Source organism: Streptomyces sp. NPDC005963, assembly GCF_040638655.1.
In the GTDB taxonomy this organism is placed as follows: domain Bacteria; phylum Actinomycetota; class Actinomycetes; order Streptomycetales; family Streptomycetaceae; genus Streptomyces.
Genome location: NZ_JBEXVD010000001.1, coordinates 430,678 through 444,578 on the forward strand (window position 1 = coordinate 430,678; position 13,901 = coordinate 444,578).

Here is a 13,901-nt window from a genome sequence, read left to right on the forward strand (position 1 = left end):
CATCCGGGATCATGAAGCATGATCCCGGATGACTGGCAACTCACGGCAGACGTCGACGGCTTTCTCACTCAAGCCGAAGACTTCCTGCACTCACGTCCCGCCCTGCACAACACACCGCTGACGGACATCGAGAAACTCCGAAAACACAGGGCGTCCTCCCAGGGCACCGAAGGCGCTGTCTTCGGCCTGCTCTGGACAGGAGGCGAGGTCCAGGCCGTCTGCTACTGCACTCCCCAGGGCCGCTTGGGCATCACACCCCTCTCAGCCGAGCAGACGGACACCCTCGCCGCTCGTCTGGCCGCCCTCGGCCACGTCCCCGGCCATGTCATCGCGGACCACACCACGGCCACCGCCTTTGCCGAGACCTGGCAGCGGCAGACGGGCACAACGCCGGTACCGTTCTGGCGGACGCACCTCTACCGTCTCGGCTCACTCACCCCACCACAGCCGCTCCCGGACGGACGGGGACGCGCCACGGACGAGCAGGACCACGAGCAAGTCGTCCGCTGGTGCCGGGAGTTCTGTGTCGAGGTCGGAGAGACCGTCTCCATCGAGGCGATTGACGCCGGTTCCTGGGCCCACTCGCGCTTCGGCGACAGACACTTCACGTTCTGGGAGACCCCGGACGGCACGCCCACCTCCATGGCAGCCGCGACCTCGGTGATCGGCGGCATGGTCCGGGTGGACCCCGTCTACACCCCGGCTCACCTGCGAGGTCAAGGCTACGCGGGGGCCGTGACAGTCGAGGCGAGCAGGGCCGCGCTGGCTGCCGGTGCCACGGAAGTCGTGCTCTTCACCGACCCGGGCAACCCCACGAGCAACGCCCTCTACCAGCGCATCGGATATGTCCACATCGGCGATTTCGCCGGGTACAAGTTCTCCCACGGCGCGCCGGAAGCCGACTAGGGAGAATCCCGATGCCATCCCAGCGACCACCAGGAGAGTGACGAACCGGCACTGCTCGTCACGGCCGACGGCCCAGGAAGACGAATTCTCTCCCTGGGCGGTCGGGTGCGTCGCGGACTTCGTCCACCACGAAGCCGTGGGCGACCAGGTCCCGTTCGACTTCATCGCGCTCGCGGAAACGCAACGTCGAATCCGATGTCAGCACCTGTCCGTCCGCGAACGCGTATGTCCAGCGAAAGGTCACCAGGGGCAGGCTCACATCGACCAGTTCCCCCCAGTTCTCGACAGCGCCCACTCCGGGGATCTCGACCACCTCGTGGGAGTCCTCGCGCGTCCACTCCTCCCAGGCGCGCCTGGCGGGGTCTCGCGTCTCGAAGACCAGGCGGCCACCGGGACGCAGTGCTTCATGCGTTCCCCGGAGCGTCTCGTGCCAGAGGTGCGGATCGGTGATGGCCTGGGCGACGTTCCCCGTCATCGTCGCGAGATCGACCTGCAATGGGGGAAGGTCCGTGGCATCACCGCAGACCCAGCGAACCCGCTCGCTCCCCGGTTTGGCCCGGGCGACCTCGATGGACGCCCGTGCGGGATCGACTCCGACGACCTCGACGCCCCGGTCGGCCAGGAGAAGTGCAAACACCCCCGTCCCACAGCCGATGTCCAACACCCGGGACGCCTCGAACTCCTCCGTGACCTGCCGGTACACATCCAGATCGCTGCGGTCGGGGTGGAGCGAATCGTAGATCGCAGCGAGCCGTGGATGCGCGAAACAGTCGTCAGCCATGCCACCGAACGTAGCAACGATCGAGCCCGGACAACCATCGAGTTTCGCGGACCACGCAGGGCGGCGGCGATCAGCCGTAGCGGCGGGGGAACAGTGCTCCCCCATCCCATCAGCGCCCTCATATCAACGCCGTAGCGTTGGCTCCCACCCATCACATCCATCTCGCTGAGCAGACGCAAGGGGGCAAGCTCAACGCACGCTAGTGCTGTGACCGGACGAACCGGACGGACCGGACGCGCGAGGCGCCCGCGACCGGTGACCGGTCGCGGGCGATTCGTGCTGCTGGTGCTGGTGTCAGTACTGCGGGTGTTGGTGGAGGTGCTACGGGCGCCAGATGCGGAGTTCGTATCGCTGGGTGGTCGCGTTGAAGGGGCACTCGTAGTAGGACGCGCCGCCCCACATGACGAACCACCCTCCGGCATGGGCGCACTCACCCGGAGTGGCGTAGTCCCCTCGGGACGACCAACTCGTCGTTCCGACCGCTGATTTCGCCGAGGCGCCCTGTGGTGCGGCCTGGGCCAACGGAGCGGTCATGAGCCCGGCACCGGCCACGGTCGCGGCGACTGCCATGGTGGCGAACACCTTGCGAACAGACATGAGGTTGAGCCCTCCCTCGTCGTCTTCGCCGTCGGGGTCCCTGCCCCGGTGGCGAAAAGAAGAGTGTCCCTGTACATCGCATGAATCAACGGGAAGCGCATATTCCTCAATGAATTGGCTGATATGCAAATAATCCGGCCGATAATACTCGCGTGACCTCCAGATGGCGGGGGCCTACTCGTACATCTGCGGTTGATTGCCGACACCTCAGCCGCCATGACGGCAAGCCAGGGGGGTTCGGTTCCGGATAGGTCCGGACCATTACAGCAGGGCTCGGCCCGGGACCGGATCCTGCTGCCCGGGTGGAGATCTTCATCGCAGTGCTTCCCCTCGATGCCCGAACGGCGCGCCGGTCAACAAGGAAAGGGCGTACGGCAGGGCGTGACCCCCACGCGCGACGGCCGGAAGTCCCCGTTGAGGTTCGTGCTGTCTGGTTCGTGCTGTCTGGTTCGTGTTGCATGGCGCCGCAGTTGTACGCACGGCTACGGACGGCCGTGTCGCCGTTTCCACCGGGGACGGGCGGTGAACCACAGTTGGCCTCCGTTGAGCAGGGCGGCGGCGGCCACGGTCGCCCAGGCGGGCAGGACCAGCCCGACGGGGTACAGAACACCGAGGTTGAGGACCAGGCACAGCGGATACCAGGACGCCAGGGCGCGGGGTTCGTGACCGTGGCGGAGGAACAGGGCTGCGTTCGCCGTATGGAATGCGAGGAGGCCGCCGCACAGTGCCCAGAGGGCGCCGGGCGGCAGTGTGTCCTGGGGTTCCGTGACGGTGGTACCGAGCGCGGCGGCCAGCACGGCGACCCCCGAGAGAAGGAGGAAGGGCAAGAACATAACGCTGTCGCGGATCGTGCCGGCCGCTTGCGTCCGTTCGGCGAGGTCCAGGATGCGGGCGGCGCCGGGGGAGCTCCGGAGGTAGTAGTTTCCGGCGAGGACGGTGACGGTGGCGAACCCGGCCAGGGCGGCGGTACCGGAGGCGAGGGTGAAGCTGTCGGCGAGTGTGGTCACCGTGGTGAGGACGCTCTCCCCGAGCGCGATGACCACGAAGAGTCCGACCCGTTCGACGAGGTGTCCCACGGACATGGCGCCGAAGGCCCCGGACAGCCCCCCGCCCGTGGTGAGCAGGAGGAGTTCCAGTCCGACGGCCACCGCCCACAGGACGAAGCGGCCTGCGCCGGGGACCGCGGCTGAGACGGCCCACAACATTCCGGGCAACAGCCCGTAGAGCAGGGGCTGCCACGGAGAGAGCAGGGCGCCGGAGTTGCGGGCCCGTCCCCACCACAGAGGCAGGTACGCAAGCCGTACCCACGCGGCGCCCAGTGCGTACGCCCATGCCCGGTCGCCCAGCCCTTCCGGTGAGGCGGCGGCCATCAGCCCGAACCCCGGCATGGCAGCCACCAGCATGGCGAGTGCACGCGGGTTGGCCGGTCCGAAGACATTGACGGTCATCATCAGGTTCACCCAACCCCACCAGGCAGGGAAGAACAGGACGAGGAAGGCGCCGAAGTCGGCGGGGGACGGGTCCCCGCGCAGTTCGTGCGCCATCACGTAGAGGGTGGCCACGAAGACGAGGTCGAAGAAGAGCTCGAACCAGTTGGCTCGGGTCTCCTGCCCTCGCGGGGCCGCGCCCGGCCGGGTTGCGTTGCTCACTCCCCCAGGCTGTGCGCACGACGTCGTCCGGAACGGCCGACACTCCGCAGGTCCCCCCTTGTGTCCTCCGCACGACGGTCTCGGCCCCGGGCCTTCCCGTACGGCCGTCCGCCGCCGGGTCGGCCGGGGCCGATCGCCCATGACGGCAGGCGGTCGGCCCCGGCAGTCGTTGCGGCGGGTGACGCTCGACGTCAGGCGGGAGAGACGTGATAGTGACGGATGCGCCAAAGTGCATCATGGTGCGGTGGCCAAAGACGCACGCTGCTCGCTCAGTACCGAACGCGCCGTCGTCCTCCTCCTGGTGTGCGACGACCGGAACGCCGCGGAACCGTCGTACCCTCATCTGCCCTGACGGCGCCGCGGGCCACAGACCGGTGCCGGCCCTGCTGGCGAACTGCCCCACGACACGACCAGCACTGCCGCGGCGCGGTCAGGGGATACGGCCCTGCAACTCCCGCGCACCGGTGCGGGATCGATACAGTGACCGCCCATGCAACGGTACGTTCTCACCGGCACACCGGGCGCGGGCAAGACATCGATCCTGCGGCGCCTGGGAGAGCTCGGCTACGGAGTGGTCGAGGAGGCGGCAACAGCCGTCATCGCACAGGCGCAGGGTCGCGGCGAGGACCAGCCCTGGACACGGGCGCCGTTCATCGACGAGATCGTCGCACTTCAACGGCACCGACAGCTGGAAGCCACCGGCCCTGTGCAGGTGTTCGACCGATCGCCGGTCTGCACCCACGCCCTCACCACCTACTTGGGATGGCCGGTGTCCCCCGCCCTGGCCGCAGAGCTTGAACGGATCACCTCGCAGGGGGTCTACGAGCGGCACGTGTTCTTCGTCCGCAATCTCGGGTTCTGCGAGCCCACCGCCGCCCGACGCATCACCTTCAAGGAATCACTGGCTTTCGAGAAGATCCACGAAGAGAGCTACCGCAGATTCGGCTACGAGCTCATCGACATCCCTGCCGCCGACCTGGCCCACCGCGTCGCCACGGTCCAGTCAACGATCGCCAACGCCCTGCCGCAGACACCCGCGCAGTGAAACGGGGGCCGTGACATGCCTCCCGTCTTCGCGACCGGCAACGGGCCGGACTCGTCCGACGTCACCGGGTCCGTACTCCCGTTGTCCTGACGCCGTGCGGGCGGGTGGGGACAGCAACCCTCGTTGCGTCGTCGAGGCGCACAGGTCCGCGCAGAGGCGTGGGTGCCCAGGGGGCTGGTTCCCGTGGCCGGTCAGCGGACGACGTCGAGGACGTTCAACTGGAGGCCGTTGGCGTACACGGCGTGCTCGACCAGCTTCAGCTTCTGCGTGTCCTTGTCGGTGGCGGGGAACAGTCGCTTGCCCGCGCCGAGCAGCAGTGGGTAGACGAGCAGGTGGTAGCGGTCGATCAGACCGGCGTCGGCGAGGCTTCGGTTCAGGGTGGCGCTGCCGTGGACGATGATCGGACCGCCTTCGGTCTCCTTGAGGGCGGCGACCTCGTCGAGGGAGCGCAAGATCGTCGTCTCACCCCAGTTCGCAACCAGGTCGTCGTCGGTGAGGGTGGTGGAGACGACGTACTTCGGCATCGACTTGTAGTCGGCGAAGTCCTCCATCTCCGGCCAGACCGGGCTGAACGCCTCGTAGCTGGTCCGCCCCATCAGGATCGCGGTGGCTTCCTTCTGTTCCCGCCCCTTGATGTCGAAGGCCTCGGGGAGGAACTCGACGTCCTTGAACGTCCATCCGGAGTTGCGGTAGCCGGGCTCACCGCCCGGTCCCTCCACGACGCCGTCGAGCGAGATGAACGCGGTGCTGATCAGGGTACGCATCGGTTGCTTCCTTGCTGTCTTGTGTCGATCTTCGCTTGTTCGGGGGACCATCGCCGACTCGGGGAGCGGCCGTTGTCAGACGAGGAGACCGGTCAGCCAGCGCTGCCAGGCGGCCTCGGCCCCGTCCGTGTCCGGCCCGAACAGGTGGTGGAACATGAGCGCCACGCCGGAGCCGTGGTGGAAGGTGTAGATCCCGTCGGCGGTACGGACTTCCATCCGCTCGTCGTCGGACCAGACGACTTCACCGTCCAGCGGCGGCAGTCCAGCCAGCTCGGCGTGCACGCGTGCGCCGACAGCGACCCGAGCCGGCAGCGACAGTGCACGGGTGAGTGACGCCCTCACCTCCTGCGGCGTCTTCCCATGCGATGGCGCCATGGCGAAGACGGGGACCGCGGTCCGTCCGGGGAAGTGGGCCAGGTACTCGCGGAGCGTGTGGAGGTGGAAGGGCCAGCCGCGGCGCAGCGCGTCGTACTCGTCCTGCCAGTCGTCGCCGAGCAGACCGCTGTGCACCACGCGGAGCACGGTACTGCCGCGGTCCCGCCCCTCGATCAGGTACTCGAAGGCCATGAACCGGCCGTCCTCGCCCTGGGCGGTCCGGGCGGCGAAGCGTTTGCCGGGCTCGAAGGCGGTGATCACCGCCTCCTCGCGGTGGCCCCCGGTGTCCATGGCGGAGACCCCGCCCTCACGTTGCTCCACCTCGTTGCGGCCCATGAACCAGGAGTCGATCCCCGGTCCTGTTGCGATCGCTTCCCAGACCTCTTCCGGGCTCGCAGGGAGGACCGTCTCCAACTCGATCTCGAACGGGTGCGTCATGGTCGTTCTTCCTGTCCTGCTTCCTGTCCTGCTTCGATTTCGTACGCGCGAGTCCCCCGGGCTTCCTGCTGGGGGCCTGTTGTGCTCGGCCGAGCGCCGGGGTGGGGTGCGGGGATCTGGTGGAGCCCGACGATCACGCGGTTCCTCCGCCCTCCCGGGGCGGACTCGTCGTGGTAGCGGCCGACGAGACCGGCCACCGCCTGCGCCAGTTCGTCCGCGAACGCCATCCGGTCGGCCGCTGATGCGAAGCGCACCTCTGCGTCGATGCCGAAGCTCGCGACCCGCTGTTTGGCCCGGGCGGCTCCGGTCAGCAACGTTCCGACCTCTTGTACCAGCCGGGCCCCCAGGGCCAGCAGCCAGCGGGCGGAAAGTTGGTCGGGAGACCGGGAGGGATCCGGGCTGACGGCTGCCAGAGCGCTCGGGGAGATCACGTAGGAGGCGGCGGTCGCCCCGTACACCCGCTCGGTGACGCTGCCCTTGCGACGCTCCTCGGCCAGCTCGACCAGCCCGTGGCGCTCCAGCTCCTTCAGGTGGTAGTTGACCTTCTGCCGGGGCAACCCCAGGCGGACGGCCAGCATGGCGGCCGAGCCCGGCTCGGCCAGGGCGGCGAGGATCCGGGATCGCATCGGGTCCAGGGACGCCTCGGCCGCAGCGGGTTCTTCGATCACAGCGACATCCAGCACCCCTCCAGGGTCCATCCGACAGGTAAAATTGTCAAGACAAAAATATTGTTCGGCATGGGTGATGCAACCGACTATCGACGACACCAACCGGGGCCGGGGCCGGCTGTCATGGGTTTCAGCCCTGAAGGGTTGCGAGCCACGCGATCAGAAGGCGGTTGGTCTCCTCTGCGCGCTCCTGCTGGATCCAGTGCCCGCAGCCGTCCAGGACGTGGGAGGAGACAAGACCCGGGAGTGTGGTCGCGTGGGCGTCGATCGCGTCGGCCATCCAGGTCGTGGAGGCGTCCAGGGCGCCGCCGATGAACAGCGACGGTTGCTCGATCGGGGCGCCGTGGTACGGGGCGAGGTCCTCCCAGTCGCGGTCCATGTTGCGGTAGCGGTTGAGTGCGCCGGTCATACCGGTGCGCTCGAACTCGCCGGCGTACACGTCGAGGTCGTCTTCGGTCAGCCAGGCGGGGAGCTTGCCACTGGGGAAGCGGTCGCGCAGTTCGCCGTCGGCGCGGTGCACGAAGTGTGGGTCGGGTTCGTTCCGTGCCGGCATGGTGTCGGCGGACAGTGCCGCGTAGAAGCCCGCGAGCCAGCCGCGGATGTCGGGTTCCATCTCTGACTCGGCCCGGCCGGGCTCCTGGAAGTACGAGACGTAGAACTCCTGGTCCCCTCCCATCCGCTCGAAGACACCGGTCGGGCGGGGGCCGCCGGGCGGGGCGTAGGGGACGCTCAGCAGTCCAACGGCGCGGAAGACCTCGGGGTGGAGCAGGGCGGAGGTCGCCGCGATGTTCGCGCCCCAGTCGTGTCCGATGATCACCGCCGTGTCCTCGTCCAGGGCGCGCACGAGGGCGAGGTTGTCCTCCACCAGGTCGAGCATCCGGTAGGCGTCCACCGCGGCCGGCTTGGACGAGCGGCCGTAGCCGCGCACGTCGAGCGCGACGGCCCGGTATCCCGCTGCCGCGAGGACCGGGAGTTGGTGGCGCCAGGAGTACCAGGACTCGGGGAAGCCGTGGACGAGTACGACCAGCGGTCCGGTGCCCAGTTCGACCAGGTGGAGGCGCCCGGCGGGTGCTTCGACGAGGCGGTGGCGGAGGTCGGGGGACAGTGCGGGCTGGTGCACGGCTTCTCCTCGGTTCACGGGCGGCCACGGCGATGCACCGATCATGCGGCGGGGTGGTCGCCCGACGCGAACGGTCTTGCCGTTCTGGCAAACTTGCAGGGCAGGGCGGCGGATGCGACACGGGCGGAGGCAGCGCGGCGACGATGGTGGACGACGGAACATCCGACACATTGGCAGCCATGGGGCCCCGGCTGCGGGCCGTGCGCGAGCAACGGCGCGCCACGCTCACCGATGTCAGCCGTATGACCGGCATCTCGTTGAGCACGCTGTCGCGGATCGAGACGGGCCGGCGCAAGCCCACCCTGGAGGTGCTGCTCCAGTTGGCGAGGGCGTATGACGTCTCCCTGGACGAGCTGGCGGGCACCGCACCTTCGACGGCGACCGGACCGCCTGCCCCAACGCCCCGGCACATCGGCAGCGGCAGCGGCAGCGGCAGCGGCAAGACCGTACTGCCACTGACCCGGTACGTCGGAGGTCTGCACGCCCACAAGCATGTCCTACTGGCCGCCGACGAACCGCCGACGCGGCCGGCCCAGGCCGTCCACGACGGCTACGAATGGCTGTGCGTCCTGTACGGGCGGCTGTGGCTCACGCTCGGGGACCAGGATCTCCTCCTCACCGCCGGGGACATCGCCGAGTTCGACACCCGCACCCCCCACGGAGTCACCAACGCCGGCCCCGGTGGACCGGTCGAGTACCTGATCCTGTTCGGGCCACAGGGAGAACGCCCGCGACCGCGCACCCGTCCGGCCCCCGGCCCTGGAGTCCGATAGCCACAACGCACCCTCCGGCCCGGTGGCGGGCCATGTCCCCGTGCCCGTGCCCGACAACGACGGGTCGGGCCAGCGGCATCGGCCGCGTGAAGCTCGTTACGTCGTAGCGTCCGCTGCTCACCGGGCTACCGCACAGGGGCCGGGGCCGTGCTCCTGCCGTGCAGGACCAGGGCACGGGTCAGACAGCCGAGAGCCGCCGCGCAGAGCACCGCGCGCAGTGCGTTGGCCGCGACCCAGGTGGTCTTGAACCTGTCCACGATGGCGAAGTCCGTCATCGTAGACGGGTCCCCCAGCGCTGCCAGGTCACTGTTCATGGGAATGTTGAATCCGGCCGTGACCAGCAAGGCACCCAGATAGAGGATCGCCGCGTAGGCTGCCCATCTCGCGGCGGCCCGGCGGCCGTTGCGATGGTCCAGGACCGCCGCGACCACGGTGGCCGGCAGCACCCCGGCGAAGAGCACGGCGAGAGCCCAGTTGCTCTGGATCGTGTCGTTGAAGCTCTGCATGGCGGTCACATAGGTGGGGTCATCGGTCTCCGCGAGTCCGGGCATGACAGCAACACCGAAGGTGAAGAGCAGACCCGCCGTCAGCCCCAGCGCGACGGTCGAGATCATCAACAGCACTCCGGCGGACAGATGGGCCGGGAGGTCTCGCCCTCCCCGCTTCGCCAAGGAGTCCTGGCCGCCGAGTGGTCCAGGACGTGTGCCGGACACATGCTCGCTTGGATGGGAGAACGAGTCGGTTCTCATGCCGGATCCTTCCCAGTTCGTTTGTTCGAGGCGCGCGCAGGTGGGCGGGGTCGTTGGCCGGTACCCCGGGTGCTGCGCCCAACCAGCCAAACTCACGGTGACGTTCCGGGGCCATGGTCGAGGAACTCACGCGCATACTCCTGCGTCCAAATCCCGTACGGACACCACAGCCCCGGTACGGCCCGGGCGGGGCAGGCCCCGGCACCGTGGAACACATCGCCCCCGGAGGACATCCCACGGTGCTGCGGTTGTCTTCACCCATAGATCAGTCCCGTCTGAAAGGATCCACGCGCCAGGGGACGTTGACCGAGGGGCAGGAGTACCCATGGAAGCTTTACAGCCGGGCGACCCGGAACGAGTAGGTGGTTACCGGCTGGTGGGCCGACTGGGCACCGGTGGCATGGGAGAGGTCTTCCTCGGATACTCGGCAGGTGGGCGGCCCGTAGCCGTGAAGCTGATTCGCCCCGAGTACGGTACGGACGCGGGATTCCGGCGGAGCTTCGCACGGGAGGTGGAGGCCGCCAGGCGAGTGGGCGGCTTCTTCACCGCTCAGGTCGTCGACGCCGACCCGAACGCCGACCGGCCTTGGCTCGTGAGCGCCTATGTACCGGGGCCCTCGTTGCATACGGCGGTTGCCGAGCACGGCGCGCTGCCGGCCACAGCACTACGAGTTCTGGCGGCGGGGCTCGCCGAGGGACTGATCGCCATCCACAACTGCGCATTGGTGCACCGCGATCTGAAGCCGGGGAATGTCATCCTGGCCGCCGATGGGCCACGGGTTATCGATTTCGGTATCGCCCGCGCGCTGGAAGCCACCTCGCAGACGGCCACCGGCGTCATCTCCGGAACCCCGGCGTACATGTCTCCGGAACAGGCGCGCGGTGACGCGGACATCACTCCCGCCAGCGATGTGTTCGCACTGGGATCCGTACTGGCCTTCGCTTCGACCGGTGTTGCTCCGTTCGGCGCTGGGCATCCCGCTGCCGTGTTGTACCGGGTCGTCCAGGAGACTCCCGACCTCCTGCTCGTCGACCACGAGCTACGCGGATTGGTGGCGGCCTGCCTGGCCAAAGATCCGGCCGATCGCCCGACGATGACCGAGATACTGGACACGTTCGGCGACGCCCACGCGAGCGCGGACTGGCTGCCACAACCAGTCACCACCATGATCAGCAACGTGGATGTCGATGTTGCCAGGTCACGTGGTGCCGATGTGACCGAAGGTGCGACCAGTGTTGTCGAGACGCCCGGGACGGGGAAGCAGCGCCGGGGCCTTTCTCGGTTCTTGCCCACCGGTCGACGTAGAACGGTCAACGCAACGCCGACGGCCCCGAAGTCCAGCGCGATCGAACGGGGCTGGAACGGGCTGGCGTGGGGATCGACGGTTTCACACTTCCAGGAGCGGTTCCCCCGGGCCGCTCAGGAGAACGGCGAGTGGTGGGTCACCGGGCAGGGACCGGAATCGTTCTGCGGGATCGTGATGCCCACGCAGTACGCGTTCGACGACCGCGGCCGGCTCTATCTGGTGGTCTTCTACCCCGAAGTGGAGGACCGCGAGCGACTGCCCGGAGCCGTCCTGGAGACGCTGGGTGCGCCTGATGGCTCGACAACGAGGTGGACGCGGGGCGAGGTCGTGGTGGACGTGAAGGTGGCGAGCGTCGCTGCGAGCATCACGTACTTCGGGGGCGAGCCCCGCTGAATCCTCGGGTGAGATCCACGCCACCCCTCTCTGCCGCCGAATCCGACGTACTCGTGACAGGCCCGACGAGGTTCGGACCCGACCCAACCCGACCCAACTCGACCTGCGCCTTGCCTTCGCGCCGGTCATTCTGGGAGAGCCGTGGCGCCCGGCCGGTGCCGGGCCGCGGATGCCGATCCCCGCGTGGTCGCAAAGGGCCGCTCCCAACATGGCCGAATCCACGCCTCTCGGTCATGTGACGCATTGACCCCACAGACCCATCGCGGTTGCATGCTCGTGGTCCTCCGGTAGGGAACCGGAGAAGAGACCGTGTCGTACCTGGGGGGAAGATGAGGGGAAACACGAGCCGCAGCACCACCAGACGTGGGAGGGCCGCGCTGAGCACGGCGGTGGCGGTCTGCGCGGTGACGGCGGTGTTACCCGGAGCCGCTTCGGCCGAGCCCACGGCGGCTGGCCACCGTGGCGCTGGCGTCGAGCGGATCAGTGTCGCGACTGACGGCGCCCAGGCCGACGACAACTCCGCCGGCGCTTCGATCACGCCCGACGGCCGCCATGTCGTCTTCTCGTCGTCGGCGAGCAACCTCACGACCGACGGCCCACCCGGAGGTGACCGGGTGTACGTCCGCGACCAGCGGACGGGCCAGGCCAAGCGAATGGGGTCCTACGCACCACTCCAGCCCCCGGTGATCAGCGGCAATGGTGGCTACGTCGCCTATCCGTTGCAGTGGATGAGTGGCGTACGGATTCGCCAGTACCAGGTGAGCACGGGAGCCACGGCCTCCGCCAACTGCTCGGCCCACAGCTGCAACCAGCCGTCGCTGACCGCCGACGGCCGCTCCCTCGCCCTGGCCGTCCTCTTCAGACCGCCGGCGACCGGCCAGCGCATCGAGGTCCAGGACTGGGACGGCACCCAGAAGACCGTCGCCGACCTCACCCACACCCGTCCGTCCCTGCCGTCCATCAGTGGCAACGGCCGCTACGTCGCCTATCAGGACGGCATGGCCGGGGACGTCTTCGTGTGGGACCGGACCACCGGCACCACCTCAGCACCGATCGAGGGCCCGTCCGCAGGGGCGACGCTCGTGCAGCTCAGCGACGACGGCAGCAAGGTCGTCTATCGGTCGGGTGCCGACACCTATGTCCACGATCTGGGCTCGGGCACCGCCCAACTGGTGCCGAATGTGCGGGGCGTGGCCATCGATCCCACCGGCCGCTATCTGCTGTACGCCCCGCACGGCACGGGCGGCCCTTCACTCACCCTGCGCGACCTGCTGACGGGCACCGACGAGATCGTCGCGAACCAACCCGCATCGGCCGGGGTCGACGCGGTCAGCGCCGGTGGTCGCGACGTGGTCTTCCAGTCCACTGCGGACGACATCGTGCCCGGCGACACGAACGCCAAGTCGGACGTCTTCGTCCGTCACTTCTTCTGATCGGCCGTCCACGGCACCCGCCACGGAACAGACCGTCGAGCTACATCGCGCACTCCCGCTACGGTGCGGGAGTGCGCGTATGTGAGCCGCGAACCATGGCGTCCGCGGTTGAGGCCGTGGGGGCGGCCACGGTCAGGCTGGCGCCGTCCGGGCGAACTCCTGGGTGAAGGCCCGGGAGAAGTCGCCAAGGTCGTCCGGCTTACGGCTGGTGATCAGGGTGTTCGGCCCGTTGCGACAGATATGGACGGGCTCGTCCACCCACGTGCCCCCCGCATTACGGATGTCGGTGCGCAGACTCGGCCAGGAGGTCAGGGTCCGCCCCCTGAGCGCGTCGGCCTCGACGAGCGTCCACGGCGCATGACAGATGGCGGCCACCGGCTTTCCCGCCTCGAAGAACGAACGGGCGAAGGCCACGGCGCCCTCGTCCATCCGCAGGGCGTCCGGGTTGGCGACCCCACCCGGCAGGACCAGAGCCCCGTACCCGGCCGCGTCCGTGTCGCCCACGACCTCGTCGACGGGGAAGGTGTCGCCCCGGTCGAGGTGGTGGAACGCCTGTACCGTCCCTTCTCCCGTGGAGACCAGGACCGGTGTGTCTCCGGCGTCGACGACCGCCTGCCACGGCTCGGTCAACTCCACCTGCTCGATGCCTTCGGACGCAACCAGAAAGGCAATCCTCATACCCACTCCTCACACCCACAGCGAACACCGGACCCCGTACGGCCACGTCCGAGTGCGTGGCCGGGGCCGGTTTGGCCGTACGGGTACCCGAAGCCGCTGCACCCATAGCTCGAATCCGTCACGAGCCACCCTCGCTCCGACCGCTCCCAGTCGAGATCATTTAACGGGCGGTTCCATGAATTCCAGCCGTACGGGCGTCATCTCCCGGCCGTTCTTGCACGGAAGG

General features: G+C 68.5%; 14 protein-coding genes. 5 read left to right on the top strand and 9 right to left on the bottom strand.

From position 1 onward, the window contains the following. Positions 1-18 precede the first annotated feature (18 nt). Positions 19-906 carry a GNAT family N-acetyltransferase gene (locus ABZ348_RS01765; protein WP_358928241.1) on the top strand — a complete coding sequence of 296 codons (888 nt, stop codon included), beginning with the start codon at positions 19-21 and terminating at the stop codon, positions 904-906. Between the two features lie 58 nt (positions 907-964). Here the strand turns inward: ABZ348_RS01765 and ABZ348_RS01770 are convergent, their stop codons facing one another. The 3 genes from ABZ348_RS01770 to ABZ348_RS01780 all read right to left on the bottom strand — a co-directional run bounded on the left by ABZ348_RS01770 (position 965) and on the right by ABZ348_RS01780 (position 3,933). After that, positions 965-1,687, bottom strand: a complete 723-nt coding sequence (locus tag ABZ348_RS01770; protein ID WP_358928243.1) for a class I SAM-dependent methyltransferase — start codon at positions 1,685-1,687, stop codon at positions 965-967. Between the two features lie 321 nt (positions 1,688-2,008). Beyond that, positions 2,009-2,284 (bottom strand): hypothetical protein, encoded by a 276-nt coding sequence (locus ABZ348_RS01775; protein ID WP_358928245.1) that lies wholly within the window; start codon positions 2,282-2,284, stop codon positions 2,009-2,011. A 482-nt stretch (positions 2,285-2,766) separates the two neighbouring features. Continuing rightward, entirely contained in the window at positions 2,767-3,933 is a 1,167-nt protein-coding gene (locus ABZ348_RS01780; protein WP_358928247.1) for a low temperature requirement protein A, read from the bottom strand. A gap of 490 nt (positions 3,934-4,423) precedes the next feature. Between ABZ348_RS01780 and ABZ348_RS01785 the strand changes: the two genes are divergently transcribed. Next, entirely contained in the window at positions 4,424-4,978 is a 555-nt protein-coding gene (locus tag ABZ348_RS01785) for an AAA family ATPase (RefSeq protein ID WP_358928248.1), read from the top strand. Between the two features lie 191 nt (positions 4,979-5,169). Here the strand turns inward: ABZ348_RS01785 and ABZ348_RS01790 are convergent, their stop codons facing one another. The 4 genes from ABZ348_RS01790 to ABZ348_RS01805 form a co-directional block, all read right to left on the bottom strand. Beyond that, positions 5,170-5,742 (bottom strand): dihydrofolate reductase family protein, encoded by a 573-nt coding sequence (locus ABZ348_RS01790; RefSeq protein ID WP_358928250.1) that lies wholly within the window; start codon positions 5,740-5,742, stop codon positions 5,170-5,172. Between the two features lie 75 nt (positions 5,743-5,817). Next, positions 5,818-6,555, bottom strand: a complete 738-nt coding sequence (locus ABZ348_RS01795) for an SRPBCC domain-containing protein (protein ID WP_358928252.1) — start codon at positions 6,553-6,555, stop codon at positions 5,818-5,820. Further along, on the bottom strand, positions 6,552-7,238 hold the full coding sequence (locus ABZ348_RS01800; RefSeq protein ID WP_358928254.1) for a helix-turn-helix domain-containing protein: 687 nt from the start codon (positions 7,236-7,238) through the stop codon (positions 6,552-6,554). The genes ABZ348_RS01795 and ABZ348_RS01800 overlap by 4 nt, the downstream gene beginning before the upstream one ends. A gap of 115 nt (positions 7,239-7,353) precedes the next feature. Next, positions 7,354-8,343, bottom strand: coding sequence for an alpha/beta hydrolase (locus ABZ348_RS01805; RefSeq protein WP_358928256.1), 990 nt, complete (start codon positions 8,341-8,343; stop codon positions 7,354-7,356). Positions 8,344-8,486: 143 nt separating this feature from the next. Here ABZ348_RS01805 and ABZ348_RS01810 point away from each other — a divergent pair, with 143 nt between their 5' ends. Continuing rightward, positions 8,487-9,116 carry a helix-turn-helix transcriptional regulator gene (locus ABZ348_RS01810; protein WP_358928258.1) on the top strand — a complete coding sequence of 210 codons (630 nt, stop codon included), beginning with the start codon at positions 8,487-8,489 and terminating at the stop codon, positions 9,114-9,116. Between the two features lie 125 nt (positions 9,117-9,241). On the opposite strand, the gene ABZ348_RS01815 is transcribed toward ABZ348_RS01810, so the two are convergent. Then, positions 9,242-9,865: an anthrone oxygenase family protein gene (locus ABZ348_RS01815; protein ID WP_358928260.1), complete on the bottom strand. Its 624-nt coding sequence runs from the start codon at positions 9,863-9,865 to the stop codon at positions 9,242-9,244. A gap of 325 nt (positions 9,866-10,190) precedes the next feature. On the opposite strand from ABZ348_RS01815, the gene ABZ348_RS01820 reads away from it, so the two are divergent. Beyond that, positions 10,191-11,564, top strand: a complete 1,374-nt coding sequence (locus ABZ348_RS01820) for a serine/threonine-protein kinase (RefSeq protein ID WP_358928262.1) — start codon at positions 10,191-10,193, stop codon at positions 11,562-11,564. 329 nt (positions 11,565-11,893) lie between these two features. Then, entirely contained in the window at positions 11,894-12,997 is a 1,104-nt protein-coding gene (locus ABZ348_RS01825; protein ID WP_358928264.1) for a hypothetical protein, read from the top strand. Between the two features lie 132 nt (positions 12,998-13,129). On the opposite strand, the gene ABZ348_RS01830 is transcribed toward ABZ348_RS01825, so the two are convergent. Next, positions 13,130-13,675 carry a type 1 glutamine amidotransferase domain-containing protein gene (locus ABZ348_RS01830; RefSeq protein WP_358928266.1) on the bottom strand — a complete coding sequence of 182 codons (546 nt, stop codon included), beginning with the start codon at positions 13,673-13,675 and terminating at the stop codon, positions 13,130-13,132. Positions 13,676-13,901: the final 226 nt, after the last annotated feature.